27 protein-coding genes are annotated in these 24323 nt (G+C 73.7%); 7 read left to right on the forward strand and 20 right to left on the reverse strand.

The window, feature by feature from the left end:
- The 6 genes from NOD94_RS12620 to NOD94_RS12645 form a co-directional block, all read left to right on the forward strand.
- Positions 1–1199: ADP-ribosylglycohydrolase family protein (locus tag NOD94_RS12620; protein WP_281205951.1), on the forward strand; the 1199-nt coding region annotated here is incomplete at its 5' end.
- Positions 1200–1206: 7 nt separating this feature from the next.
- The gene (locus NOD94_RS12625) at positions 1207–2361 is read left to right on the forward strand and encodes an ADP-ribosylglycohydrolase family protein (protein WP_281205952.1); all 1155 of its coding nucleotides are present in this window, start codon (positions 1207–1209) and stop codon (positions 2359–2361) included.
- Positions 2358–3746, forward strand: coding sequence for an ADP-ribosylglycohydrolase family protein (locus tag NOD94_RS12630; protein WP_281205953.1), 1389 nt, complete (start codon positions 2358–2360; stop codon positions 3744–3746). Before NOD94_RS12625 ends, NOD94_RS12630 begins: the two co-directional genes overlap by 4 nt.
- On the forward strand, positions 3743–4651 hold the full coding sequence (rbsK, locus tag NOD94_RS12635) for a ribokinase (RefSeq protein WP_281205954.1): 909 nt from the start codon (positions 3743–3745) through the stop codon (positions 4649–4651). The genes NOD94_RS12630 and rbsK overlap by 4 nt, the downstream gene beginning before the upstream one ends.
- On the forward strand, positions 4648–5901 hold the full coding sequence (locus tag NOD94_RS12640; protein ID WP_281205955.1) for a CoA transferase: 1254 nt from the start codon (positions 4648–4650) through the stop codon (positions 5899–5901). The genes rbsK and NOD94_RS12640 overlap by 4 nt, the downstream gene beginning before the upstream one ends.
- On the forward strand, positions 5898–6707 hold the full coding sequence (locus tag NOD94_RS12645) for a CoA ester lyase (protein ID WP_281205956.1): 810 nt from the start codon (positions 5898–5900) through the stop codon (positions 6705–6707). The genes NOD94_RS12640 and NOD94_RS12645 overlap by 4 nt, the downstream gene beginning before the upstream one ends.
- Positions 6708–6798: 91 nt before the next feature.
- Here the strand turns inward: NOD94_RS12645 and lgt are convergent, their stop codons facing one another.
- The 11 genes from lgt to hisI form a co-directional block, all read right to left on the reverse strand.
- A complete protein-coding gene (gene lgt / locus NOD94_RS12650; protein WP_281205957.1) occupies positions 6799–7830 on the reverse strand; it encodes a prolipoprotein diacylglyceryl transferase in 1032 nt (343 codons plus the stop codon).
- Positions 7831–7940: 110 nt separating this feature from the next.
- Positions 7941–8870 carry a thioredoxin domain-containing protein gene (locus tag NOD94_RS12655; protein WP_281205958.1) on the reverse strand — a complete coding sequence of 310 codons (930 nt, stop codon included), beginning with the start codon at positions 8868–8870 and terminating at the stop codon, positions 7941–7943.
- Positions 8871–8965: 95 nt separating this feature from the next.
- On the reverse strand, positions 8966–9781 hold the full coding sequence (trpA, locus tag NOD94_RS12660) for a tryptophan synthase subunit alpha (RefSeq protein WP_281205959.1): 816 nt from the start codon (positions 9779–9781) through the stop codon (positions 8966–8968).
- The gene (gene trpB, locus NOD94_RS12665; RefSeq protein ID WP_281205960.1) at positions 9778–11031 is read right to left on the reverse strand and encodes a tryptophan synthase subunit beta; all 1254 of its coding nucleotides are present in this window, start codon (positions 11029–11031) and stop codon (positions 9778–9780) included. The genes trpA and trpB overlap by 4 nt, the downstream gene beginning before the upstream one ends.
- A 208-nt stretch (positions 11032–11239) precedes the next feature.
- Positions 11240–11449: a tryptophan synthase subunit(beta) gene (locus NOD94_RS12670; protein WP_281205961.1), complete on the reverse strand. Its 210-nt coding sequence runs from the start codon at positions 11447–11449 to the stop codon at positions 11240–11242.
- An 8-nt stretch (positions 11450–11457) separates the two neighbouring features.
- Positions 11458–12267: an indole-3-glycerol phosphate synthase TrpC gene (gene trpC, locus NOD94_RS12675; RefSeq protein ID WP_281205962.1), complete on the reverse strand. Its 810-nt coding sequence runs from the start codon at positions 12265–12267 to the stop codon at positions 11458–11460.
- A gap of 169 nt (positions 12268–12436) precedes the next feature.
- Complete coding sequence (locus NOD94_RS12680) at positions 12437–12955, reverse strand: DUF2752 domain-containing protein (protein ID WP_281205963.1); 519 nt, start codon at positions 12953–12955, stop codon at positions 12437–12439.
- A gap of 89 nt (positions 12956–13044) precedes the next feature.
- Positions 13045–13296: an HGxxPAAW family protein gene (locus NOD94_RS12685; RefSeq protein ID WP_281205964.1), complete on the reverse strand. Its 252-nt coding sequence runs from the start codon at positions 13294–13296 to the stop codon at positions 13045–13047.
- A gap of 79 nt (positions 13297–13375) precedes the next feature.
- Positions 13376–14014, reverse strand: a complete 639-nt coding sequence (locus tag NOD94_RS12690; RefSeq protein ID WP_281205965.1) for a TIGR02234 family membrane protein — start codon at positions 14012–14014, stop codon at positions 13376–13378.
- A gap of 14 nt (positions 14015–14028) precedes the next feature.
- A complete protein-coding gene (locus NOD94_RS12695; protein WP_281205966.1) occupies positions 14029–15519 on the reverse strand; it encodes an anthranilate synthase component I in 1491 nt (496 codons plus the stop codon).
- Positions 15520–15534: 15 nt separating this feature from the next.
- Positions 15535–15900, reverse strand: a complete 366-nt coding sequence (hisI, locus tag NOD94_RS12700; RefSeq protein ID WP_281205967.1) for a phosphoribosyl-AMP cyclohydrolase — start codon at positions 15898–15900, stop codon at positions 15535–15537.
- Between the two features lie 84 nt (positions 15901–15984).
- Here hisI and NOD94_RS12705 point away from each other — a divergent pair, with 84 nt between their 5' ends.
- Positions 15985–16617 carry a TIGR03085 family metal-binding protein gene (locus NOD94_RS12705; protein WP_281205968.1) on the forward strand — a complete coding sequence of 211 codons (633 nt, stop codon included), beginning with the start codon at positions 15985–15987 and terminating at the stop codon, positions 16615–16617.
- A 544-nt stretch (positions 16618–17161) separates the two neighbouring features.
- Here NOD94_RS12705 and NOD94_RS12710 read toward each other — a convergent pair.
- The 9 genes from NOD94_RS12710 to hisD all read right to left on the reverse strand — a co-directional run bounded on the left by NOD94_RS12710 (position 17162) and on the right by hisD (position 24228).
- Positions 17162–18424 carry an MFS transporter gene (locus tag NOD94_RS12710; protein WP_281205969.1) on the reverse strand — a complete coding sequence of 421 codons (1263 nt, stop codon included), beginning with the start codon at positions 18422–18424 and terminating at the stop codon, positions 17162–17164.
- Between the two features lie 84 nt (positions 18425–18508).
- Positions 18509–19264: an imidazole glycerol phosphate synthase subunit HisF gene (hisF, locus tag NOD94_RS12715; protein WP_281205970.1), complete on the reverse strand. Its 756-nt coding sequence runs from the start codon at positions 19262–19264 to the stop codon at positions 18509–18511.
- On the reverse strand, positions 19261–19641 hold the full coding sequence (locus NOD94_RS12720) for a RidA family protein (protein ID WP_281205971.1): 381 nt from the start codon (positions 19639–19641) through the stop codon (positions 19261–19263). The genes hisF and NOD94_RS12720 overlap by 4 nt, the downstream gene beginning before the upstream one ends.
- Complete coding sequence (gene priA, locus NOD94_RS12725; RefSeq protein ID WP_281205973.1) at positions 19638–20378, reverse strand: bifunctional 1-(5-phosphoribosyl)-5-((5-phosphoribosylamino)methylideneamino)imidazole-4-carboxamide isomerase/phosphoribosylanthranilate isomerase PriA; 741 nt, start codon at positions 20376–20378, stop codon at positions 19638–19640. Before priA ends, NOD94_RS12720 begins: the two co-directional genes overlap by 4 nt.
- Positions 20378–21019, reverse strand: a complete 642-nt coding sequence (hisH, locus tag NOD94_RS12730; RefSeq protein WP_281206012.1) for an imidazole glycerol phosphate synthase subunit HisH — start codon at positions 21017–21019, stop codon at positions 20378–20380. Before hisH ends, priA begins: the two co-directional genes overlap by 1 nt.
- Positions 21020–21024: 5 nt before the next feature.
- Positions 21025–21192, reverse strand: a complete 168-nt coding sequence (locus tag NOD94_RS12735; RefSeq protein ID WP_281205974.1) for a hypothetical protein — start codon at positions 21190–21192, stop codon at positions 21025–21027.
- A gap of 2 nt (positions 21193–21194) precedes the next feature.
- Positions 21195–21788 carry an imidazoleglycerol-phosphate dehydratase HisB gene (hisB, locus tag NOD94_RS12740; protein ID WP_031148346.1) on the reverse strand — a complete coding sequence of 198 codons (594 nt, stop codon included), beginning with the start codon at positions 21786–21788 and terminating at the stop codon, positions 21195–21197.
- Positions 21785–22900: a histidinol-phosphate transaminase gene (locus NOD94_RS12745; protein ID WP_281205975.1), complete on the reverse strand. Its 1116-nt coding sequence runs from the start codon at positions 22898–22900 to the stop codon at positions 21785–21787. Before NOD94_RS12745 ends, hisB begins: the two co-directional genes overlap by 4 nt.
- Positions 22897–24228, reverse strand: a complete 1332-nt coding sequence (hisD, locus tag NOD94_RS12750) for a histidinol dehydrogenase (RefSeq protein ID WP_281205976.1) — start codon at positions 24226–24228, stop codon at positions 22897–22899. Before hisD ends, NOD94_RS12745 begins: the two co-directional genes overlap by 4 nt.
- Positions 24229–24323: the final 95 nt, after the last annotated feature.

The following is a 24323-nucleotide window of genomic DNA, read 5'->3' on the forward strand; positions in this document are numbered from 1 at the left end:
CGGCCCCCGCGGCGGCGCCCGCCGAGGACACCGACCGGGAGCGACCCACCGGCTCCCCCGCCACCGCCGCCCCGCCGCAGGCGGCCCGGCGGATCGAGGGGCTGCTCCTCGGGCTCGCCGCCGGCGACGCGGCCGGCTGGCCCGCCGCCCGGCACCGGGCCAGCCGGATGCCCGAGTGGACCCGCCGACTCACCCGCGAGCTCGACACCTTCGCGGAGCAGAACGCCACCACCACCCTCCCCGTCCCCATCGCCCTGAACCAGCCCCCCGAGCCCCTGCGCCTGGGCCCCTCCGACGACGCCGAATGGGCGGCCTTCGCCGCCGAGTCCGTGCTCACCGCCGCCGGGGTGCTGCTCAGCGACCTCTCCCGGTCCCGCCGCATGCGCGCCGCCATCGACCTGGCCTGGAACGCCCTGGCCTCCGAGGTCGCCGCGGCCGCGGAACGCGCGCCCGAGGTCGAGTCCGCCGTGCTGCCGCTGCGCGCCCGGATCTCCGTACGCGCCGGCCTCGGCAACCTCGCCGCCGGCCTGCGCCCGCCCGCCACCGGGCACGACAACCCGCACTACTTCGACGACGCCGCCTGCGTCCGGGCCTGCGTCCTCGCCGTCGTCCACCCCGGCGACCCGCGCGCCGCCGCCGACCTCGCCGAGTTCGACGCCCGCTACACCCAGGACGGCGACGGCGTCCACGGGGCCCGCGCCATGGCCGCCGCCCTCGCCACCGCCCTCGGCGGCTCGGACACCGACGCCGCCGTCGAGGCCGCCCTCGCGCAACTGCCGGAGGCCACCGAGATCGGCCGCAACGCCCGGCACGCCGTCGCCCTCGCCCGCGCCGACGCGGACGGCGGCGCCTTCGCCCTCGTCCCGCTCCTGGAACACCAGATCGTCGACCACGTCTACAGCTACGGCATCGCCGCCGCCGAAACCGTCCCCGTGGCCCTCGCCCTGGCCACCGCCGCCCGGGGCAAGGTCTCCGAGGCCGTGCCCGCCGCCGCCTGCCTGTCGCGCGTCGCGGACTCCGCGCCCGCCCTCGCCGGAGCCCTCACCGGAGCACTCGGCGGCGGCGACTCGCTGCCCGCCTCCTGGCGCGAGGCCTGCCGCGTCCTGTCCGGCTGCGCCCTGCCCCGGCTCGCCGGAACCGACCTCGTCGAACTCGCCGCGCTCCTCACCCGCACGGAACTCACCTCACCCAAGGGATGATTCGGACATGACGCACACCCCCCTCACCCTCGACGACCGGGTGACCGGCAGCCTGGTCGGGGCCGCCGTGGGAGACGCGCTCGGCGGCCCCGTGGAGGGCTGGTCCCCGGAGCGGATCGTCGAACGGCACGGCGGCCGCGTGCACGACATCGTCGGCCCCTGGTACGAGGACTGGCGCACCGCCCGCCCCATCGCGCCGTACCACAAGGGCGACGGACACGTCACGGACGACACCCTCATGACCCACGCGCTGGTACGGGTCTACACGGCGGTGCGCGACCACCTCGACGCCTACGCCGTCGCCGAACACCTCGTCCCCGACCTCATGTCCACCCCGCGCTGGATCCCCGAACTCGAAGCCGAGGCCCTTCCCCTCCAGCGGGTCTTCCTCGCCGAGAAGTGGATCGTGACCCGGCTGCACTACGCGCACGCCGACCCCCGCGAGGCCGGCGTCGGCAACATCGTCAACTGCGGTGCGGCGATGTACATGGCGCCGGTCGGCCTGGTCAACGCGGGCAACCCGGCCGCCGCGTACGCCGAGGCGCTGGACATCACCGGCGCCCACCAGTCCTCGTACGGACGCGAGGCCGCCGGCGTCTTCGCGGCGGCCGTGGCGGCGGCCTGCGCGCCCGGCGCGACGGCGGACTCCGTCGTCGCGGCGGCCCTGTCGCCGGCCAAGGACGGTACCCGGTCGGCGATCGAGGCCGTGTGCGAAGTCGCCTCCCGCTACCGGGACTTCGAGTCCGCGCTGGCCCCGCTGCGCGCGGCGGTGGCCCCGTACGACTCGGTCGGCCCGGACTACCGCAACCCCTCCCTCGGCGCCCGCCGCCCGTCGCGCCTGCACTCCATCGAGGAGCTGCCGATCGCCCTCGGCATGCTGCTCGTCGGCAACGGCTCCTACGAGACCTCCGTGCTCGGCGCCGTCAACTACGGCCGGGACTGCGACTCCATCGCGACGATGGCCGGGGCCATCGCCGGCGCGCTGGGCGGGGAGGCCGCCGTGCCGGCCGGCTGGGCCAAGCGGGTCGCCGAGGCCAGCCGCCTCGACCTGCACGCCCCCGCCGCCGAACTGGCCGCCGTGGCACGGGAGGTCTTCGCCCGGGACCGGGACCGGCGCCGGGCCCACGAGAGCGCCTTCGCGGCGATGGCGTCCCCCCGGTGACGGCCGCCGAGCCCCCCGGCGCCCTCGTACGACTCACCTGGGCGCAGCCCGAGGACCTGCTCGGCCACGAGCTGCGGCAGGCGGACGAGGACGGCCGCGACGCGGGGCCCGTACTGCGGGAGTGGCTCGCGGCCGGCGGCCGCCCGGCCCCCGCCCGCGCGGGTGCCTCCGCCGAACCGGCCCCACCGGAACTGCGCGCCCTCGCGACCCGCCTGCTGGGCGAACTCGACGCCCTCCCGGTCCCCTCGACCGCCGACGAACCGAGCACCTGGCCCGGGATCCGGGCCTCCTGGCCCGCACCCCCGGCCCCTGCGCGTGACGTGGCCGCCGGGCTGCGGGAGCGCCTGGAGGCCGCCTGGGTCGGGCGCGCCGCGGGGTGCGTCCTCGGGAAGCCGGTCGAGAAGCTCCCCCTCGACGGGATCCGGGCCCTGGCCCGGGCCACCGGCAACTGGCCGCTGTCCGACTGGTTCACCGCCCGCGGCGTCCCGGCGGAGCTCCTCGCCGCCCACCCGTGGAACCGCCGCTCCGCCGCCACCTCCCTCGCCGAGAACATCGACGGCGCCCCCGAGGACGACGACCTCAACCACCCCCTCCTCGGCCTGCTGCTCCTCCAACGGCACGGCAAGGGCTTCACCACCGCCGACCTCGGCCGGCTCTGGCTGGACGAACTCCCCGCCGGCCGGACCTTCACCGCCGAGCGGATCGCCTACCGCAACCTCCTCCAGGGCCTCGAACCCCCGCTGACGGCCCGCCACCACAACCCGTTCCGCGAGTGGATCGGCGCCCTCATCCGGGCCGACGTCCACGGCTGGACGAACCCAGGCGATCCGGCCGCCGCCGCGGCCCAGGCCCACCGTGACGCCGTGCTCACCCACACCGCGAACGGGGTCCACGCCGCCCTGTTCGTCGCCGCCGCCCTCGCCGAGGCCGCCGGCGGCCGGGCCGACGTGCACGGCGCGCTGCGGGCCGGGCTGGCCGTCGTACCGCCCCGGTCGCGGCTGGCGGAGGCCGTGCGCTTCGGTATCCGTACCGCCTCCGACGAGGCCGACTTCGACCGGGTCGTGGACCGGCTGCACGACTGTTACGGCCACTACCACTGGGTACACGCCCTCCCGAACACCGCGCTGCTCGCGGCCGCGCTCACCCACGCGGACGGCGACTTCACGCACTCCGTCTGCCGGGCGGTGTCCGGCGGCTGGGACACCGACTCCAACGGGGCCACCGCCGGCTCCCTCGCCGGGCTGCTGGCCGGATCGCCCGGCCGGATCCCGGACCGGTGGACGGCGCCGTTGAAGAACCGCCTCTCCACCGGCGTGCCCGGCTTCGACGGCATCGGATTCGACGCCCTCGCCCACCTCACCGCCCAGGAGGCAGCCCGCTCATGACGGCCATCGCCGTGCTCGGCAGTACGAACATGGACCTCGTCGCCTACGTGCCCAAGGCCCCCCGTCTCGGGGAAACGGTCACCGGCCGCGAGTTCCGCACCGTCCCCGGCGGGAAGGGCGCCAACCAGGCGGTCGCCGCAGCCCGCCTCGGCGGGGAGGTGGTGATGATCGGCGCGGTCGGGGCCGACGAGTTCGGGGTGCGGCTGCGCGCCGCGCTCCACGCCCGGGGCGTCGACACGGCCGCGCTGCGCACCGTCGAGGGCGCCAGCGGCACCGCCCACATCACGGTCGACGACGAGGGCGCGAACAGCATCATCGTCATCCCGGCGGCCAACGCCCTCGTCACCGCCCTGGAGACGGGCGACGACGCCCGCATCGCGGCCGCCGACTCGCTCCTCCTCCAGCTCGAACTGCCCCTGGAGGTGGTCCTCGCGGGCGCCCTGGCCGCCCGCGCCCACGGGGTCCGTACGATCCTCACCCCGGCGCCCGCCCAGCCGCTGCCCGCCGGACTGCTGGCCGCCACCGACCTGCTCGTCCCGAACGAGCACGAGGCGGCCGCCCTCACCGGACTCACCGATCCGCACCGGGCCGCCGAGGCGCTGCTCCAGGACGTCCCGGAGGTGGTGATCACCCTGGGCGCGGCGGGGGTGCTGCACGCCGTGCGGGGGCGGGAGCCGTTGACGGTGCCCGCGCCCCGGGTCCGGGCCGTGGACACCACCGCCGCCGGGGACACCTTCGTCGGCGCGCTCGCCGTGGCCCTCGGCGAGGGCCGCCCGATGCCGCAGGCCCTCGTGTGGGCCGCGTGCGCGGCGGCGCTGTCGGTGCAGCGGCCCGGCGCCCAGGACTCCATGCCGGACCGCGCCGACCTCGCGGCGTTCGCCGCCGGACAGGACGACCCCCGATGACCGGCTCCCTCACGCACCCCCGGCCCGACCTCGACCCCGACCCCGGCCCCCTCACGGACCCCGCGCCCGGCCCGCTCGCCGGGCTCCGCGTCCTCGACCTGGCCACCCTGTTCGCGGGGCCGCTGGCCGCCACCCTGCTCGGCGACTTCGGCGCCGAGGTGATCAAGGTGGAGCACCCCGGCCGGCCAGATCCGTCCCGTGACCACGGCCCCGCCAAGGACGGCACCGGCCTGTGGTGGAAGCTGCTGGGCCGGAACAAGCGGACGATGACCCTCGACCTGTCGACGCCGGGCGGGCGGGACACCCTGCTGCGGCTCGCCGCCTCCGCCGACGTGGTCGTCGAGAACTTCCGTCCCGGCACCCTGGAGCGGTGGGGTCTGGGCTGGACCGAGCTGTCGGCGGCCAACCCGCGCCTGGTCCTGGCCCGCGTCACGGCCTTCGGCCAGCACGGCCCGTACGCCCACCGCCCCGGCTTCGGGACCCTCGCCGAGGCCATGAGCGGCTTCGCCGCGATCACCGGCGAACCGGGCGGCCCGCCGACGCTGCCGCCCTTCGGGCTCGCGGATTCGATCGCCGCGCTGACCGCCGCGTACGCGGTGATGACGGCGCTGGCCGGCCGCGACCGCACCGGGCGGGGGCAGGTCGTGGACCTGGCCATCATCGAGCCGATCCTGACCGCCCTCGGCCCGCACCCCCTCTGGTACGACCAGCTGGGCTACGTGCAGCGGCGCACCGGCAACCGGTCCGTGAACAACGCCCCCCGCAACACCTACCGCAGCGCGGACGGCCGCTGGCTGGCGGTGTCCGCCTCGGCCCGGTCCGTCGCCGAGCGGGTCGTCCGGCTGGTCGGGCGGCCCGAGCTGGCCGACGAGCCCTGGTTCGCGACGGGCGCGGGCCGGGCCGAGCAGGCCGACGTCCTGGACGGGGCCGTCGGCGGCTGGATCGCCCTGCGCAAGGCGGACGAGGTCGTGGCCGCCTTCGAGACCGCCGAGGCGGCCGTCGCCCGGGTGTACGACGTACGGGACGTCATGACCGATCCGCAGTTCGCGGCCCTCGACACGATCACCGAGGTCGAGGACCCGGAACTCGGCCCGATCCGCATGCAGAACGTCCTCTTCCGACTGTCCGGGACGCCCGGCGGGATCCGCTGGGCGGGCCGCCCGCACGGCGCGGACACCGAGGACGTCCTGACCGAGCTCGGCCTGACCCGGGACGAGATCGCCGCGCTGCGCACCGAGGGGGCACTGTGATCCTGACCTGGCTCTACGCACCCGGAGACCGTCCGGAGGTGGTGGCCAAGGCCCTGCACTGCGGGGCCGACGCCGTCATCGTGGACCTGGAGGACTCCGTGTCGGTCTCCCGCAAGGAGTACGCCCGGGCCGCCACCGCCGAACTCCTCACCGAGCGGCCGCCGGTCCCCGTCCACGTCCGGGTCAACGCCCCGGGCTCGCCCTGGGCGGGCGCCGACCTGACGGCGCTGGCCCGGCTGCACGGCCTCGCCGGGCTGCGGCTGCCGAAGGTCGACGCCCCGGAGCAGATCACCCGGGTCGCCGACCGTACCGGCGGGGTGGCCCTGTACGCGCTGCTGGAGTCGGCACTCGGGGTGGAGCGGGCGTACGAGATCGCCCGCGCCCACCCGTGCCTGCACGGGCTGACCCTCGGCGAGGCGGACCTGCGGGCCGATCTGGGGGTGAGCGCGGAGGCGGGGCTGGACTGGCCCCGTTCCCGGGTGGTGGTCGCCGCGCGGGCGGCGGGTCTGGCGCCGCCGGCGCAGTCGGTGTTCCCCGACGTCCGGGATCTGGAGGCGCTGGCCGACTCCTGCGTGCGCGGCCGCTCGCTGGGGTTCCTGGGCCGGGCGGCCATCCATCCGCGTCAGCTCCCGGTCATCGAACGGTGCTACCTGCCGGGGCCGGAGGAGGTCACGGCCGCCGAGGAGATCGTGTCGGCCGCGCGGGCGATGTCGGGGGCCCTGGCGCTGCCCGACGGCAGGTTCGTGGACCCGGCGGTGGTTGCGGCCGCGCACCGGACGCTGACCCTGTCGCGGCGGTCGTCCTGAGCGGACGAACCCGCCGGGGCAGCCGGAAGGGGGCGCCGCGACCCGCGCGGCGCCCCCTTCCGGAGCAGACCCTTTCGGCTGTTCGCCCGCTTCAGCTCTTCCCGGCCTCCGCGGCCTCGTCCTCGCCGCCCTTGGTCAGGTCGGCCTTGACGGCGCCCGCGGGCTTCGGTGCCTCGGCGCCCGGCTTCGCGCCGGGCCGGGCCGGCTTCGCGGGCTCGGCCGGCTTGCGCGGTGCGTCCTTGACCGCCTTGGCGTCGGCCGCGGCGTCCTTCGCCCCGCCCTCGGCCGGGGCGTCCCCGGCGATGACGGGTGCCTGCGGTTCGACGACCTCCTCGCGGCCCGGACGCAGCTTCGCCGACAGCACGAAGTAGGTCACGGCCAGGATGAAGACCACGATCGCGGTCCACACGTTCAGTCGCAGGCCCAGGATGTGGTGGGCCTCGTCGACACGCATGTACTCGATCCAACCGCGGCCCGCGCAGTACGAGGCGACGTACAGGGCGAAGGCCCGCCCGTGCCCGAGCTTGAAGCGGCGGTCGGCCCAGATGACCAGCACGGCGACGCCGACGCACCACAGCGACTCGTACAGGAAGGTCGGGTGGTAGGTGCCGGCCTCGCGGTTCGGCCCCTCGGTGATCCGCACCGCCCACGGCAGGTCGGTGGCCCGGCCGTACAGCTCCTGGTTGAACCAGTTGCCCCAGCGGCCGCAGGCCTGGGCCAGGGCGATGCCGGGGGCCAGGGCGTCGGCCCAGGCCGGCAGCGGGATGCCGCGCAGCCGGCAGCCGATCCAGGCACCGACCGCGCCCAGCGCGATCGCGCCCCAGATGCCGAGGCCGCCCTCCCAGATCTTGAAGGCGTCGACCCAGTTGCGGCCTTCGCCGAAGTACAGCTGGTAGTCGGTGATCACGTGGTAGAGGCGACCGCCGACAAGGCCGAACGGCACCGCCCACACGGCGATGTCCGCGACCGTGCCCGGCTTTCCGCCGCGCGCGATCCAGCGCTTGTTGCCGAGCCAGACGGCGATGAAGACGCCGATGATGATGCAGAACGCGTAGCCGCGGAGCGGGATCGGTCCGAGATGGATCACGCCGGTCGACGGACTGGGGATATAGGCAAGGGTCATGGCAGACCTGACGCTACCTTGCCGGGCGGTACGGACCGCAACCCACCCGGCAAGCTGACATCAAACCCACACACGGCCCGGCCCGCTCGAAACCGCGCCCGGGTCCGCGCTCAGTCCCGCGCGGTCCCCTCGGACACCGCTTTCGAGCCGGTCGCGGGGGACGTCCTGCCCGATCCCGACGGGGACGCCTGCGCCGAGGGCGAGCCCTTGCCGGTGGTCTTCGGGGCTCCGGAGGCCCCGCTCGGGGCCTTCGCCGCCGCCTCGACCTTCGCCTTCAGCTTCTGGGGGGTCAGCGGGTCGGCCTGGTCCGCGAAGATGTCCTTCCCGTCGAGCAGCACCGTGGGGGTGCCCCGGAAGTTCCCGGCGCGGAAGGCGTCCTGCGACTTCCCGACCCAGCTGTTGTGCGTGCCGTCCTCGACGCAGGCGCGGAAGGCGGGGGTGTCGAGCCCGTCGACCTTGCCGGCCAGCTCCAGCAGCTTGGCGTTCTTGCCGTAGGCGTCGTCGACCTCCTCCGGCTGGTTCTCGAAGAGCACGTCGTGGTAGGCGGCGAACTTGCCGGCGTCCTGCGCGCAGGCGGCGGCGTTCGCCGACTTCAGCGAGCCGCTGCCGCCCATGTTCCCGTCGATGAGGGTGACGATGTGGTACTCGGTCTTGAGGAGCCCCTTGGCTTCGAGTTCGTGGATGGTGTCCTTGTAGTTGGTCTCGAAGGACTTGCAGGCGGGGCAGCGGAAGTCCTCCCAGACGGTCAGCTGGGAGGGGGCGCCGCTCTGGCCCGTCTGGATGGCGAGCGCGTCCTTCCCGGTGGCCCCGGACGGCACGACCACCGGCCCGGCCTTCGCGGACTTGTCGCCGGACCCGGCATTCGCCGCGATCAGGCCGACGACGGCCGCCAGGCCGAGTACGCCGACCACCGCCGCCGACACGACGAGGGTCCGCCGGCGCTTGTCCCGGGTCTTCTGCCGCTCGCGCTCCGCTTGGAGTCGCTCCCGGGCCGATCGTTTCGTCGCATCGCGGTTCGCACCGTCGTTCTTCTCGCTCACGTTCGGCCAAACGAAGCGGGGAGGCACTCGCGTGCCTCCCCGCTCCCACTTCCACCCGATCGGGCTACAGAACCCCCCGTGGGGGCCGCCCTGCGTCAGGACCTGCGTACGCCTTCCGCAAGTTCGCCCGCCAGCGCGCGCACGGCGGACAGGCCGGACGGCAGGTCCGGGGCGTCCAGCAGCAGCTTCACGAAGGCCGAGCCGACGATGACCCCGTCGGCGAAGCCCGCGACCTGCTTGGCCTGCACGGCGTTGGAGACGCCCAGGCCGACGCAGACGGGGAGCTCGGTCGTCCCGCGGGTGCGGCGCACCAGCTCCTGGGCCTCGTTGCCGACGGACTCGCGGGTGCCGGTGACGCCCATGAGGGAGGCGGCGTAGACGAAGCCGGAACCGGCGGCCGTGATGGTGGCGAGCCGGGCGTCCTGGCTGCTGGGGGCCACGACGAAGACGGTCGCGAGACCGTGCTTCGCCGCGTGCTCGCGCCACAGCGCGGACTCCTGGACCGGCAGGTCGGGCAGGATGCAGCCCGCGCCGCCGGCCGCCGCGAGTTCGGCGGTGAACCGCTCGACGCCGTAGCGGTCGATGGGGTTCCAGTAGGTCATGACCAGGATCGGGACCCCGGTGGCCTCGAACGCCTCGCGGACCGTCCGCATGACGTCGGCGATCTTCACGCCGCCGCGCAGGGCGATGTCGTCGGCGGTCTGGATGATCGCGCCGTCGAGGACCGGGTCGCTGTGCGGCAGCCCGATCTCGACGACGTCGGCGCCGCCCTCGATGACGGCCTTGACGGCCTCGATGGCGCCGTCGACGGTCGGGAAGCCGGCCGGCAGGTAGGCGACGAGGGCCGCGCGGTCCTCGGACTTGGCCTTCGCGAGGGTGCTGCTCAGCAGTTCGATGTTGCCGTTGCTCACTTCGACTCCCCCTCGGCGCCTTCGCCGTCGTACAGCCCGAAGTAGCGGGCCGCCGTGTCCATGTCCTTGTCGCCGCGGCCGGACAGGTTGACCACGATCAGGCCGTCCTTGCCCAGTTCCTTGCCCAGGTCGAGGGCGCCCGCGAGGGCGTGCGCCGACTCGATGGCCGGGATGATGCCCTCGGTGCGGGAGAGCAGGCGCAGGGCCTGCATGGCGGCGTCGTCGGTGACGGCTCGGTACTCGCCGCGGCCGCTGTCCTTGAGGTAGGAGTGCTCGGGGCCGATGCCCGGGTAGTCCAGTCCCGCGGAGATCGAGTAGGGCTCGGTGATCTGGCCCTCCTCGTCCTGGAGGACGTAGGAGCGGGAGCCGTGCAGGATGCCGGGCTCGCCCGCGGTGAGGGTCGCGGCGTGCTCGCCGGTCTCGACGCCGTGTCCGGCGGGCTCGAAGCCGACCAGTCGGACGTCGGCGTCCGGGATGAAGGCGTGGAAGAGGCCGATGGCGTTGGATCCGCCGCCGACGCAGGCGGCGACGGCGTCGGGCAGCCGGCCGGCGCGCTCCAGGATCTGCCGGCGGGCCTCCACGCCGATGACGCGGTGGAAGTCGCGGACCATGGCCGGGAAGGGGTGCGGGCCGGCGACGGTGCCGAAGAGGTAGTGGGTCTCGTCCACGTTGGCGACCCAGTCGCGGAACGCCTCGTTGATGGCGTCCTTGAGGGTCCGGGAGCCGGACTTCACGGCGATGACCTCGGCGCCGAGCATCCGCATCCGGGCCACGTTGAGGGCCTGGCGCTGGGTGTCGATCTCGCCCATGTAGATGGTGCAGTCGAGGCCGAAGAGGGCGCAGGCGGTGGCGGTGGCCACGCCGTGCTGGCCGGCGCCGGTCTCGGCGATGACCCGGGTCTTGCCCATGCGCTTGGTGAGCAGCGCCTGGCCCAGCACGTTGTTGATCTTGTGCGAGCCGGTGTGGTTCAGGTCCTCGCGCTTGAGGAAGATCCGCGCGTTGCCCGCGTGCTCGGCGAAGCGGGGCACCTCGGTGAGGGAGCTGGGCCGGCCGGTGTAGTTGACCATGAGCTCGTCGAGCTCGGCGGCGAAGGCGGGGTCGCCCTTGGCCTTCTCGTACTCGACGGCGACCTCGTCCACGGCGGCGACGAGCGCCTCCGGGATGAACTTGCCGCCGAAGTCGCCGAAGTACCCCTCGGCGTTCGGGATGTGACCCTCGGGGTCCGGGATGAAGAACGAGCTGGTGGGCATGGCCACTACTCCTACGGGTGCGGAAGCGGTACCTACGGGTGACAGGAGTGCTCCGTATCGCGCCGCCGGCCCGCCGCCCGAGCACCCCAACGGGGGTCACGGGCGTACGGACGGAGCGGTCCGCGCCGGCGGCCGGGGCCGGGGGCGTGGGACCGTACGCGGCCTCCGGCCGGTACCCGAGGGGGTAACGGGCCGGGGAGGGCCGTCGTCAGCGCGCGGCTCCGCCGCGCCATCGCATGCCGTTGACCTGACCGGGCTCGGAGCCGATCACGTAGCGCACCCGCCGGCCGTGCACGCGTCGGGCGGGGGCGCGGCAGCCGCGGGGGCGGCAACCGCGCGCCAGCGGCGCGTGCGCCGTCGGCACACCGGCCGGGCCGTGGCCTGGCCGGGTGCGGACGGGGGAACGGAAGGGCGGCATGGGAAGGGTCAGCTCCGGCCGTGGCGCAGGGCGGGGTGGGCGCCGGCGGCGACGAGGTCGGCCACGGCCGACTTCGGGTCGCGGCCGGTGACCAGGGACTCGCCGACGAGCACGGCGTCCGCGCCCTCGTTGGCGTAGGCGATCAGGTCGTGCGGTCCGCGGATGCCGGACTCGGCGATCTTCACGATATGGGCGGGGATCTCCGGGGCGACGCGCTCGAAGGTGGAGCGGTCGACCTTGAGGTCCTTCAGGTTGCGCGCGTTGACGCCGATGATCTTGGCGCCCGCGGCCACCGCGCGTTCGACTTCCTCCTCGTCGTGGACCTCGACGAGCGGGGTGAGACCGATGGACTCGGCCCGCTCGATGAGGGAGACGAGCGCCTCCTGCTCCAGGGCCGCCACGATCAGCAGCGCGAGGTCGGCGCCGTAGGCGCGGGCCTCCCACAGCTGGTAGGCCGTGACGATGAAATCCTTGCGCAGGATCGGGATGTCCACGCGGGCGCGGACGGCCTCCAGGTCGGCCAGCGAGCCGCCGAAACGACGCTGCTCGGTGAGGACGGAGATGACCGACGCACCGCCCGCCTCGTAGTCGGCGGCGAGCCCGGCCGGATCGGCGATCGCGGCCAGCGCACCCTTGGACGGGCTGGACCGCTTGACCTCGCAGATCACCTTGACGCTGTCGCCGCGCAGGGCGGCGACACCGTCCTTGGCCCGGGGCGCCTTGGCGGCACGCTCCTTGAGCTCGTCGAGGCTGACGCGGGCCTGCCGTTCGGCAAGGTCTTCGCGGACCCCTTCGATGATCTCGTCGAGCACACTCACGCGAGCGGCCCCCTTCCGGGTTGATGACGGTCGGCCGCCTTGCGGACACGTACCACTGCAAGGTCAGCACTCAAATGGTATCCGCAGGTCGCCGCGGCCTCCGCACGGACTTCAACGTTTCCCAATGGCTGGACACGGAATCCGGCCTTCCTCCAGGCTCCGCGCGCCGTCAGGGAGCCAGTGCGGAACCGAAGGGGAAATTCCGGACAATCGCGAAACCTGTCGTCAGGACGGCGACCGCCCACCAGGCGGCCCGGCCCGGGGCGAGCCGGGGCGCCGGCCGGCCGCGGAAGGCCCGTACGAGCCACAGCGCCGCGAACCCGGCGAAGACGAGGTAACCGACCACCGCCACGGCGTTCGCCCCGAGAGCGGTCACCAGGTCGCCGTTCGCGAAGGCGTGCGCGCTGCGCAGCCCGCCGCAGCCGGGGCACAGCACCCCGGTCAGCCGGAACAGCGGGCAGACCGGGTAGTGGCCGGGCTCGTTCGGATCGACCGCCCCCACGTACGCGAAGGCGGCCGCGACCCCCGCCAGGGTGAGCACCGGGGCCACCAGCCGCCGGGCCCGGGAGGCCCGTACGGGGTCGGCGGGGGGCACCGGGAGCGACCAGGACGGAGCCGGGCCGGGGGCGGGCGGGGGCGCGGGCGCGCGGGGCGGCGGCGGAGCGGAGGGGGTGCGAGGGGCGTCCACCCGCCGATTCTCGCCGGTCATGACAAAAGGCGCAGCCCGACGGGCCGCGCCTTTCGAACCGTGTCCCTGCCGGACCACGGGTGCCGCGCTCAGACCTTGGCGGGAACCCGGTTGGCGGCGATGACCTCGGCGAGGTCGCGGTGGGTGGCCTTCGGCGCGCCCATGCCCGCCGCCCGCATCGCCATGCCCACGACACCGCCGAGCACGACGACGACGAGGCCCGCCCAGAACCCGAGCGGGTTCGCCAGCACCATGAAGGCGCCGGAGACGCAGAAACCGATGAAGGCGATGATGACACCGGTCCAGGCGGCCGGGGTGTGTCCGTGGCTCGTGCCCGCCATGAGTTGCTCCTCGTTGCTCTGTCGCACGTGCTGTGCCGCACGCTCGGTGACATTGTCCCGCACCGGGCGGGATGATTCTTCAGCGGGTCGGGTCCTCGCCGCGGTCCAGAGCCTTCCACAAGTCTTCCGGCCGGTCCGGGTCCACCGCGGCGGGTTTGCGCGTCCGGGGGCTGCCGTCACGCTCGTAGCGCCCGCCCATGGCCGGCCAGGTCCGACCGAAGCGCAGGGCCAGCAGCCCGGCGAGCAGGATCAGGACGGCGCCGCCGGCCGCGACGTACGGCCAGACCGTATGGCTCAGTTCCGCCACCCGGGCGGCGGTGTCCGCCGTGGCGGTGGCGGCCCGGTCGTCCAGGGTGCGGCGGTCGTCGGCGGCGGCCAGGGCGGCCAGGGCCGCGCCCAGACCGCTCAGCGCGAGCAGCCCGGACACCAACAGCCGACTGCGGCCGCGTACGGCGAACACCGCCACCAGGGCGGCCAGGCCGACGATGGCCAGCGCCGCCGGTAGACCGGTGACGGCCTGCCCGTCCGCGGTCAGCGGGAGCCGGTCGCCGCCGACGGCGGCGCTGCCCCGGGCCCAGACCCGGCCGGAGGCCAGCAGGACGACGGTGGCGCCGAGCGCGCCGAGCAGCAGGGCGACGGCCACGCTGCGGCGGCCGGCCTTGCTCTCGGGGGCCTCGACTTCGTTGCGGGGGTGGGGTACGGCACTCACGTACCCCACTATCCCCTACGGCCTCAGCCCCGGTGGAGGCGGTTCGCCGCTCCGACCGCCCGGAGCACGGCGGCCGCCTTGTTGCGGCACTCGTTGTCCTCCAGCTCGGGCACCGAATCCGCGACGACACCCGCGCCCGCCTGCACGTACGCCGTCCCGTCGCGCAGCAGCGCGGTCCGGATGGCGATGGCCGTGTCGGAGTCGCCGGCGAAGTCCAGGTAGCCGACGCATCCGCCGTACAGGCCGCGGCGGGTGGGCTCCAGCTCCTCGATGATCTGCATGGCGCGCGGCTTGGGCGCCCCGGACAGGGTGCCGGCCGGGAAGCAGGCCGTGAGCACGTCGAAGGCCGTGCGGCCCTCGGCGACGCGTCCGGTGACCGTCGAGACGATGTGCATGACGTGCGAATAGCGCTCGATGCTCATGAAGTCGACGACCTCGACGGAACCCGGCTCGCAGACCCGGCCCAGGTCGTTGCGGCCCAGGTCGACGAGCATCAGGTGCTCGGCCCGCTCCTTGGGGTCGGCCAGCAACTCGTCCGCGAGGTCGTTGTCCTCCTGCGGGGTCGCGCCGCGATGGCGGGTGCCGGCGATCGGATGGACCATGGCCCGCCCGTCCTCGACCTTCACCAGCGCCTCGGGGCTGGAGCCGACCACGTCGAAGCCGTTCTCGAAACGGAAGAGGTACATGTACGGCGACGGGTTCGTGGCCCGCAGCACCCGGTACACGTCCAGCGCGGAGGCCTCGCAGGGGGTCTCGAACCGCTGCGAGGGCACCACCTGGAACGCCTCGCCGGCCCGGATCCGCTCCTTGATGTCCTCGACGGCGGCCTGGTACTGCTCGCCGCCCCACAACGCGGAGAACTCGGGCAGCTCGGAGACCGGCAGCGGGGTGGGGAGGTAGGGGGCGGGGCGGGCCAGGTCCGCCTCCATCGCGTCCAGCCGGGCGACCGCGTCCGCGTACGCCTCGTCCACACCCGTGTCGAGGTCGTTGTGGTTGATCGCGTTGGCGATGAGCTGGACCGTGCCGTCCCAGTGGTCCAGGACCGCCAGGTCGGAGGTGAGCAGCATGGTCAGCTCGGGCAGCTCCAGGTCGTCGCGGCCGTGCTCCCCGATGCGTTCCAGGCGGCGCACGATGTCGTAGCCGAGGTAGCCCACCATGCCGCCCGTGAAGGGGGGCATGCCGGCCGCGAGGTCGCGGGGGGTGTGCAGGGCCTCGACGGTGGCGCGCAGCGCGTCGAGGGGGTCGCCGTCGGTGGGGACGCCGACGGGCGGGGTGCCGATCCAGTGCGCCTGCCCGTCCCGGACGGTGAGGGTGGAGTCGCTGCGCACGCCGATGAAGGAGTACCGGGACCAGGACCGGCCGTTCTCCGCGGACTCCAGCAGGAAGGTGCCGGTGCGTTCGGCCGCCAGCTTCCGGTAGAGCCCTACGGGGGTGTCCCCGTCCGCGAGCAGCTTGCGGCTGACGGGGATGACGCGGCGGTCCACCGCGAGTTTGCGGAACGTCTCAAGATCCATGGCGTGGGACCCTACCTATTCGGCGTCGGAGAGCAGGACGTCGGCGTCGAAGCACGTGCGGGCGCCGGTGTGGCAGGCGGCGCCGACCTGGTCGACCTTGACGAGCACGGTGTCGGCGTCGCAGTCCAGGGCGACGGACTTCACGTGCTGGAAGTGGCCGGAAGTATCCCCCTTGACCCAGTACTCGCCGCGGCTGCGGGACCAGTACGTACAGCGTCCCGTGGTCAGGGTGCGGTGCAGGGCCTCGTCGTCCATCCAGCCGAGCATGAGCACCTCACCGGTGTCGTACTGCTGGGCGATGGCCGGTACCAGACCGTCCGCGGAGCGCTTGAGGCGGGCGGCGACGGCGGGATCGAGGGAGGACGTACTCATGTGGGCCATTGTGCCGGGTCGGGGCGGCGGTTACGGATCACTGTCCAGCTGATGAGCGGGCGAGGGGCTGCTTCCAGCCGTAGGCTTGCCGCCATGTCTACCCATGCGAAGCGTGAACGACTGCTCCTGGCCGACCTGTTGGAAGCCGCGGGACCGGAGGCGCCGACGCTGTGCGACGGCTGGCGGACGCGGGAGCTGGCCGCGCACGTGGTCGTCCGGGAACGGCGGCCGGACGCGGCGGGGGGTCTGCTGCTGAACGCCCTCAAGGCGCGGCTGGACAAGGTCATGGAGGAGTACGCCGCCAAGCCGTACGAGGAACTCCTCCAACTGATCCGGACCGGGCCGCCGAGGATGTCGGTGTACGCGCTGAAGCAGATCGACGAGGCGGCGAACGCGGTGGAGTTCTACGTCCACGCGGAGGACGTCCGGCGCGCTCAGCCGGACTGGTCGCCGCGGGAGCTCGATCCGGTGTTCTCGGACGTCCTGTGGTCGCGCCTGGAGCGCCTGGCCCGGCTCACGGGACGCAAGTCCCCCGTCGGGCTCGTCCTGCGCCGCCCGAACGGTCAGACGTCGGTGGCGCACAAGGGCACCCCGGTGGTGACGGTCACCGGGGAGCCGGGGGAACTGACACTGTTCTGCTTCGGCCGCCAGGCCGCTGCCGCGGTGGAACTCGACGGCCCGAAGGAAGCGGTGGCCCGCTTGACGGAGGCCCGCCTGGGCCTCTGACCTGGCCGGTCGGGGGGGGTGTGATGGTGGGGCGGTGCGGGGGGCTGCTGCGGGTGGGGTCGGGGCCGTGCGGGTGCGGGTGTGGGTGTGGGGTGGCTGCGGGTGGGGTCGGGGCGTGCGGGTGCGGGGCGGCTGTGGGTGGGTCGGGGCCGGTGCCGGGGTGGGGTGTCGTCCGGGACGGGCATGATTTATGGCGCCCTGTCCGAGCGGGATTCGCCGGGCGGTACCGCGCGCCAACAAATCACGTTTTGGTCCCGGACGACACCCCACCCCGTCCCCGACCCCGACCTACGGCACACCGCCCCGTTCCGGCCCCCGCCTCATATCCAGCCTCGCCGCACACCGAATCCCGCCGCACCATCAGTCCCGCCGCACCATTCAGCCTCGCCGGCGTTTGAGGCGCGGGGTCCGGGGCGGAGCCCCAGGGGCCTGTACCCGCACGGCTCCGCAAGCCGAACCCCGGCAGCAAACCCGACCCCGCCGCACATCCAGCCCCGCCGGCGATTGGCGCGGGGTCCCGGGAGGACCGGCGGGGCCGAAACGGTCAGGTCAGGGAGAGTTCCGCTCGGCGGACCGCGGGGGCCCAGGTGCCTACGGCCGCTCCCGCCATGCTCAGCGCGCCGCCGGCGAGGAACACCGGGGTGATCCCCCAGAGCTCGGCCGCCAGCCCGAAGACGGGGTAGGCCAGCGGGGCCAGCCCCACCGCCGTGAAGGCCATGACGGAGCTGACCCGGCCCAGATAGGAGGGGTCGGTGGCGGTCTGGATCAGGGCGACGGCCAGCCCTCCGCAGATCCCGCAGACGAGCCCGGTGACCAGCGCCAGCGCCACCGCCGAGGTGAGGGTCGGCGCCAGGGCCAGGGCCCCGATGCCGGCGGAGCCGGCGATCAGGGTGGCGTTCTGCCACGCCCCGGCGCGGGGGAAGCGCGGGATCAGGGTGAGCAGCAGGGCACTGGCGGCGGCTCCCGCGCCGAGGGAGCCGACGACCCAGCCGACCCCGCCGGCGCCCCAGCCGCGTTCCCCGGCGAGCAGGATCAGCCCGAGGGTGAGCGGGGCCGAGGTGCCGAGTTGGCTGAGCGCACCGGAGAGGACGAGGGGCCCTATCAGCCCGTGCCGCCGGATGTACGCCAGCCCTGAGCGCAGCTGCTGCCAGGCGCCACTCCCGCTGCCCCGCGCCCGAGCCCCGGCGCGGGCATCCCGCGCGGCGTCCCCCGGCGCCCCCGCCCCCGGGAGGGGGGAGATGCGGACCGTGAGCAGGAGGAGGAGCGACGCCGCGAACAGGGCGGCGGCCACCGCGAAGGCCGTCGCGGGGCCGCCCAGGCCCATGGCGAGGCCCGCGGCCGGCGGCCCGGCGGTGTGGCCGACGCGTTCGGCGAGGCTCCGCAGGCCCTGGACGCGTACGAGGTGCCCGGGCTCGGCGATCCGCGGCGGCAGCGCGCCGACGGCGGGCATGAACAGGGCGTCGACCAGCCCGAACACGAGGGCCACGACGACCAGGAGCCACAGGCCGGGCGAGGTGAGGGCGACGACCGCCGCGAGGGCGAGGATCACCGCGCACCGGACGGCGTCGGAGGAGAGGACGACGAGGCGCGGCCCGAACCGGTCGGCGACGACCCCGCCGCCCAGCATGAGCAGGGCGCGGGGCACCGCTCCGGCGGCCATGACCAGGCCGACCTCGCCGGGTCCGGCGGTCTGCGCGGCGGCCCAGCCGAGGGCGAGGAAGTAGATGCCGTCCCCGATGAGGGAGGCCGCGTACGCCCCGAGCCACCGCAGGACGTTCCCGTCACGCAACACGGCTGCCGCGCCCACCGCACCCCCTCCTCGACTGGTCTGGACCAGAGTAGGCGGGGCGGGCGGGACGCGGCAGGTGGTTTTCCCGAGGAGGCGAGCCGCTCAGCGGACGGGGTGGCCCGCCTCGCGCAGCGACGACTTGACCTCGGAGATCCGCAGGTCGCCGAAGTGGAACACCGAGGCGGCGAGCACCGCGTCGGCTCCGGCCGCGATGGCCGGCGGGAAGTGCGCGAGGGTGCCGGCGCCTCCGGAGGCGATCACCGGGACGGTGACGTGCTTGCGGACGGCGGCGATCATCTCGGTGTCGTAGCCGTCCTTGGTGCCGTCGGCGTCCATCGAGTTGAGCAGGATCTCCCCGGCGCCGAGTTCGGCGGCGCGGTGGGCCCATTCGACGGCGTCGATGCCGGTGCCCTTGCGGCCGCCGTGGGTGGTGACCTCGAAGGAGCCGGTGGCGGTGCGGCGCGCGTCGACCGACAGGACCAGGACCTGACGGCCGAAGCGTTCGGCGATCTCCTGGATGAGCTCGGGGCGGGCGATGGCGGCGGTGTTGACGCCGACCTTGTCCGCTCCGGCCCGCAGCAGCTTGTCCACGTCGTCGGCGGTACGGACGCCGCCGCCGACGGTCAGCGGGATGAAGACCTGCTCGGCGGTGCGGCGCACCACGTCGTAGGTCGTCTCGCGGTTGCCGGAGGAGGCGGTGATGTCGAGGAAGGTCAGCTCGTCGGCGCCTTCGGCGTCGTACAGCTTGGCCATCTCGACGGGGTCGCCCGCGTCGCGCAGGTTCTGGAAGTTGACGCCCTTGACGACGCGGCCGTTGTCGACGTCGAGGCAGGGGATCACGCGTACGGCGAGGCTCATGCGGACGGCTCCCGGTACGCCTCTACCTCCACCTCGACGACCATCGACGGGTCGACGAAGCCGGAGACGATGAGCATCGTCGCGGCGGGGCGGACCGTGTCGAAGAGCGTCTTGTGGGCGCGGCCCACCTCGTCCACGTCACGGGCGTGGGTGAGGTACAGGCGGGTGCGGACCACGTCCTCGGGGCCGAGTCCGGCCTGGGCGAGGGCCTTGAAGGCGACGCCGAAGGCGGCGATGGCCTGGTCGTACGGGCCGCCCGCGTCGGCCGCGGTGCAGCCGGAGACGAGCACGAGCCCGTTCGGGAGCTGGACGGCGCGCGAGTACGCGATGACGTCCTCGTACGGGCCGCCGGAGGAGATACGACGTACGGAACTCATGCGGGGCCCGCCTTCGTGACGTTCAGGGCTTCTTCCAGGGTGAAGGCCTTGGCGTACAGGGCCTTGCCGACGATCGCGCCCTCGACGCCGAGCGGCACGAGCTCGGACAGCGCGCGCAGGTCGTCGAGGGAGGAGATGCCGCCGGAGGCCACGACGGGCCGGTCGGTGGCGGCGCAGACGTTGCGCAGCAGCTCCAGGTTGGGGCCGGTGAGGGTGCCGTCCTTGCCGATGTCGGTGACGACGTAGCGGGCGCAGCCCTCGGAGTCCAGGCGGGCGAGGGTCTCGTAGAGGTCGCCGCCCTCGCTGGTCCAGCCGCGGCCCTTGAGGGTGGTGCCGCGGACGTCGAGGCCGACGGCGATGCGGTCGCCGTGGTCGGCGATGGCCTTGGCGGCCCACTCGGGGGTCTCCAGGGCCGCGGTGCCGAGGTTGACGCGGGTGCAGCCGGTGGCCAGGGCCGCTGCGAGCGAGGCGTCGTCGCGGATGCCGCCGGACAGCTCGACCTTGATGTCCATGGCGCCGGTGATCTCGGCGACGAGGGCGCGGTTGTCACCGGTGCCGAACGCGGCGTCCAGGTCGACGAGGTGGAGCCATTCGGCGCCGGAGCGCTGCCATGCGAGGGCGGCCTCCAGCGGGGAGCCGTAGGAGGTCTCGCTGCCGGAGACGCCGTGGACGAGGCGTACGGCCTGGCCGTCGCGGACGTCGACCGCGGGGAGGAGTTCGAGGGTGGGTGCGGTCATCACAGGGTCTCGATCCAGTTGGTGAGGAGCTGGGCACCGGTGTCGCCGGACTTCTCGGGGTGGAACTGGGTGGCCCACAGGGCCCCGTTCTCCACGGCCGCGACGAAGCGTTCGCCGTGGGTGGCCCAGGTGACCTTGGGGGCGCGGATCAGCGGGTTGGTGACTTCCAGGCTCCAGTCGTGCGCGGCGTAGGAGTGCACGAAGTAGAAGCGGGCGTCGGCGTCGAGTCCCGCGAAGGCCTGGCTGTCGGCGGGGGCGTCGACGGTGTTCCAGCCCATGTGGGGGACGACGGGGGCCTTGAGCGGGCCGACCGTGCCGGGCCACTCGTCGAGGCCCTCGGTCTCCACGCCGTGCTCGATGCCGCGCTCGAAGAGGATCTGCATGCCGACGCAGATGCCCATGACGGGGCGGCCGCCGGAGAGCCGGCGGCCGATGATCCAGTCGCCGCGGGCGTCCTTGAGTCCCTGCATGCAGGCGGAGAAGGCGCCGACGCCGGGCACGAGGAGGCCGTCGGCGTCCATCGCCTCGTCGTAGTCGCGGGTGATCTCGACGTCCGCGCCGACGCGCGCGAGGGCGCGTTCCGCGGAACGGACGTTGCCGAAGCCGTAGTCGAAGACGACGACCTTCTTGGTGGGGGTCACCGGGCTCACTCCCAAATTCCCTGGATCCGCAGGACTCCGGCGGCCAGGCACATCACGGAGCCGATGGTGAGCAGGATGATGAGCGACAGCGGCATCTTCTGCTTCTGGAAGGAGTAGACGCCGCCGGCCAGGAAGAGGCCGACGACGATCAGGATGGTGTTGAGGCCGTTCACGGCTAGAGGGCGCCCTTCGTGGAGGGCAGGATGCCGGCGGCGCGCGGGTCGAACTCGGCGGCGTAGCGCAGGGCCCGGGCGAGGGCCTTGAACTGGCACTCCACGATGTGGTGGGCGTTGCGGCCGTACGGGACGTGGATGTGCAGGGCGATCTGGGCCTGCGCGACGAAGGACTCGAAGATGTGCCGGGTCATCGTCGTGTCGTACGTGCCGATCATCGGCGCCATGTTCTCGGGCTCGGTGTGCACGAGGTACGGGCGGCCGGACAGGTCGACGGTCACCTGGGCGAGGGACTCGTCCAGCGGGACCGTGCAGTTGCCGAAGCGGTAGATGCCGACCTTGTCGCCGAGGGCCTGCTTGAAGGCGGCGCCCAGCGCGAGGGCGCTGTCCTCGATGGTGTGGTGGCTGTCGATGTGCAGGTCGCCCTCGGTCTTGACGGTGAGGTCGAAGAGGCCGTGGCGGCCGAGCTGGTCGAGCATGTGGTCGTAGAAGCCCACGCCGGTCGACACGTCGACCTTGCCCGTGCCGTCGAGGTTTATCTCGACGAGGACCGAGGTCTCCTTCGTGGTCCGTTCGACCCGTCCGATGCGGCTCATGCCTGCTGCTCCTTCTTCAGTGCGCGAACCGCTTCCAGGAACGCGTCGTTCTCTGCCGGGGTGCCGGCGGTGACCCGCAGCCATCCCGGTACGCCGTTGTCCCGGACCAGGACGCCCTGGTCGAGGATCTTCTGCCAGGCGGTGTGGGAATCCTCGAACCGCCCGAACTGGACGAAGTTCGCGTCGGAGTCGGTGACCTCGTGGCCGAGGGCCCGCAGCTCGTCGACGAGGCGGTCCCGTTCGGCCTTGAGCTGCTCGACGTAGCCGAGCAGGGTGTCGGTGTGCTCCAGGGCGGCCAGCGCGGTCGCCTGGGTGACGGCCGACAGGTGGTACGGCAGGCGCACCAGTTGGACGGCGTCCACCACGGCGGGGTGCGCGGCCAGGTAGCCCAGGCGCAGGCCCGCGGCGCCGAAGGCCTTGGACATGGTCCGGGAGACCACCAGGTTGGGGCGGCCCTCGATGAGGGGCAGCAGCGAGTCCCGGTGGCTGAACTCCACGTACGCCTCGTCGACGACGACGAGGGACGGCTTGGCCGCCTGGGCGGCCTCGTAGAGCGCGAGGACGGTCTCCGCGGCGACGGCGGTGCCCGTGGGGTTGTTGGGCGAGGTGATGAAGACGACGTCGGGGGCGTTCTCGGCGATCGCCGATTCCGCCGCCGTGACGTCGATGGTGAAGTCCTCGCGGCGCGGGCCGGAGATCCACTGCGTGCCGGTGCCGCGGGCGATCAGCGCGTGCATCGAGTACGAGGGCTCGAAGCCGATCGCGGTGCGGCCGGGCCCGCCGAAGGTCTGCAGCAGCTGCTGGAGGACCTCGTTGGAGCCGTTGGCGGCCCAGACGTTCTCCCGCGCCACGGGGTGCTTGCCGGTACGGGTGAGGTAGGCGGCGAGTTCGGTGCGCAGCTCGACGGCGTCCCGGTCCGGGTAGCGGTTGAGGGTGCGGGCGGCGTCGGCCACCCGTTCGGCGATCCGGGCGACGAGTTCGGCGGGGAGCTCGTACGGGTTCTCGTTGGTGTTCAGCTGGACGGGCACGTCGAGCTGCGGGGCGCCGTACGGGGTCTTGCCGCGGAGTTCGTCCCGGATGGGGAGGTCGTCGATTCCGATGTCCGCGGTCACTGCTGGGGAACCTTCCATCCGAAGCGGGCCTTCAGAGCGGCCCCGTGCGCGGGCAGGTCCTCGGCCTCGGCGAGCGTCACCACGTGGTGGGCGACCTCGGCGAGGGCGTCGCGCGTGTAGTCGACGATGTGGATGCCGCGCAGGAAGGACTGCACGGACAGGCCGGAGGAGTGGCAGGCGCAGCCGCCGGTGGGCAGCACGTGGTTGGAGCCCGCGCAGTAGTCGCCCAGGGAGACCGGGGACCACGGGCCGACGAAGATCGCGCCGGCGTTGCGCACCCGGGCGGCCCGGGCGGCGGCGTCGGCGGTCTGGATCTCCAGGTGCTCGGCGCCGTACGCGTCGACGACCTTGAGGCCGTCCTCCAGGCTGTCGACGAGGACGATCGCGGACTGCCTGCCCGCGAGGGCCGGCTTGATCCGGTCCTCGACGTGCTTTGTGGCCGCGACCTGCGGTTCCAGTTCCTTCTCGACGGCGTCCGCGAGCTCGGCGGAGTCCGTGACGAGGACGGCCGCGGCGAGCGGGTCGTGCTCGGCCTGGCTGATCAGATCGGCCGCGACGTGGACCGGGTCGGCCGTGGCGTCCGCGAGGACGGCGATCTCGGTGGGGCCGGCCTCGGTGTCGATGCCGATCTTCCCGGTGAAGTACCGCTTGGCGGCGGCGACCCAGATGTTGCCGGGGCCGGTCACCATGTTGGCCGGCGGGCAGCCGTCCGGTCCGGTGGTTCCGTACGCGAACATCGCGACGGCCTGGGCACCTCCGACCGCGTACACCTCGTCCACGCCGAGCAGCGCGCACGCCGCGAGGATGGTGGGGTGCGGCAGCCCGTCGAACTCGCGCTGCGGCGGGGAGGCCAGCGCGATCGACTCGACGCCCGCCTCCTGGGCCGGGACGACGTTCATCACGACGGAGGACGGGTAGACGGAGCGGCCGCCCGGGGCGTACAGCCCCACGCGCTCGACCGGAACCCACTTCTCGGTCACGGTGCCGCCGGGGACCACCTGGGTGGTGTGCTCGGTGCGGCGCTGGTTGCGGTGCACGATCCGGGCGCGCCGGATCGACTCCTCCAGGGCGGCGCGGACGGCCGGATCCAGCTGCTCCAGGGCGGCCGTGATGGCCTCCGCGGGCACCCGGACCTGCGAGAGTTCGACGCCGTCGAACTTCTGCGCGAACTCGATCAGCGCCGCCGTGCCACGATGATGGACGTCTTCGCAGATGGGCCGCACCTTTTCCAGGGCGGCTTCGACGTCGAACTCGGCACGGGGCAGCAGATCGCGCAGGGCGCCACCCTCGGGGAGGGTGTCACCGCGCAGGTCGATACGAGAGATCACGTCCCAATTCTCTCAGACCGTCTCCCGCGACCGTTCGCCCGTATCACTGGCTGATACGCGCCCCGGATGTCACAGGCGCCGCATAGCGTGGGCGT

This window comes from Streptomyces sp. Isolate_45 (assembly GCF_024721315.2).
Classification (GTDB): Bacteria; Actinomycetota; Actinomycetes; order Streptomycetales; family Streptomycetaceae; genus Streptomyces.

Bases quoted from the DNA above. Each gene is read 5' to 3' on its own strand.
- hisF (WP_281205970.1), bottom strand. From the start codon at position 19,264: ATGAGCCTCGCCGTACGCGTGATCCCCTGCCTCGACGTCGACAACGGC.
- hisB (WP_031148346.1), bottom strand. From the start codon at position 21,788: ATGAGCCGCATCGGACGGGTCGAACGGACCACGAAGGAGACCTCGGTC.
- NOD94_RS12670 (WP_281205961.1), bottom strand. From the start codon at position 11,449: ATGCCGCCCTTCCGTTCCCCCGTCCGCACCCGGCCAGGCCACGGCCCG.
- trpB (WP_281205960.1), bottom strand. From the start codon at position 11,031: ATGCCCACCAGCTCGTTCTTCATCCCGGACCCCGAGGGTCACATCCCG.
- lgt (WP_281205957.1), bottom strand. From the start codon at position 7,830: ATGACCCTTGCCTATATCCCCAGTCCGTCGACCGGCGTGATCCATCTC.
- hisI (WP_281205967.1), bottom strand. From the start codon at position 15,900: ATGGCCCACATGAGTACGTCCTCCCTCGATCCCGCCGTCGCCGCCCGC.
- NOD94_RS12685 (WP_281205964.1), bottom strand. From the start codon at position 13,296: ATGGCGGGCACGAGCCACGGACACACCCCGGCCGCCTGGACCGGTGTC.
- NOD94_RS12695 (WP_281205966.1), bottom strand. From the start codon at position 15,519: ATGGATCTTGAGACGTTCCGCAAACTCGCGGTGGACCGCCGCGTCATC.
- NOD94_RS12720 (WP_281205971.1), bottom strand. From the start codon at position 19,641: ATGAGTTCCGTACGTCGTATCTCCTCCGGCGGCCCGTACGAGGACGTC.
- NOD94_RS12625 (WP_281205952.1), top strand. From the start codon at position 1,207: ATGACGCACACCCCCCTCACCCTCGACGACCGGGTGACCGGCAGCCTG.
- NOD94_RS12640 (WP_281205955.1), top strand. From the start codon at position 4,648: ATGACCGGCTCCCTCACGCACCCCCGGCCCGACCTCGACCCCGACCCC.
- rbsK (WP_281205954.1), top strand. From the start codon at position 3,743: ATGACGGCCATCGCCGTGCTCGGCAGTACGAACATGGACCTCGTCGCC.
- NOD94_RS12705 (WP_281205968.1), top strand. From the start codon at position 15,985: ATGTCTACCCATGCGAAGCGTGAACGACTGCTCCTGGCCGACCTGTTG.
- priA (WP_281205973.1), bottom strand. From the start codon at position 20,378: ATGACCGCACCCACCCTCGAACTCCTCCCCGCGGTCGACGTCCGCGAC.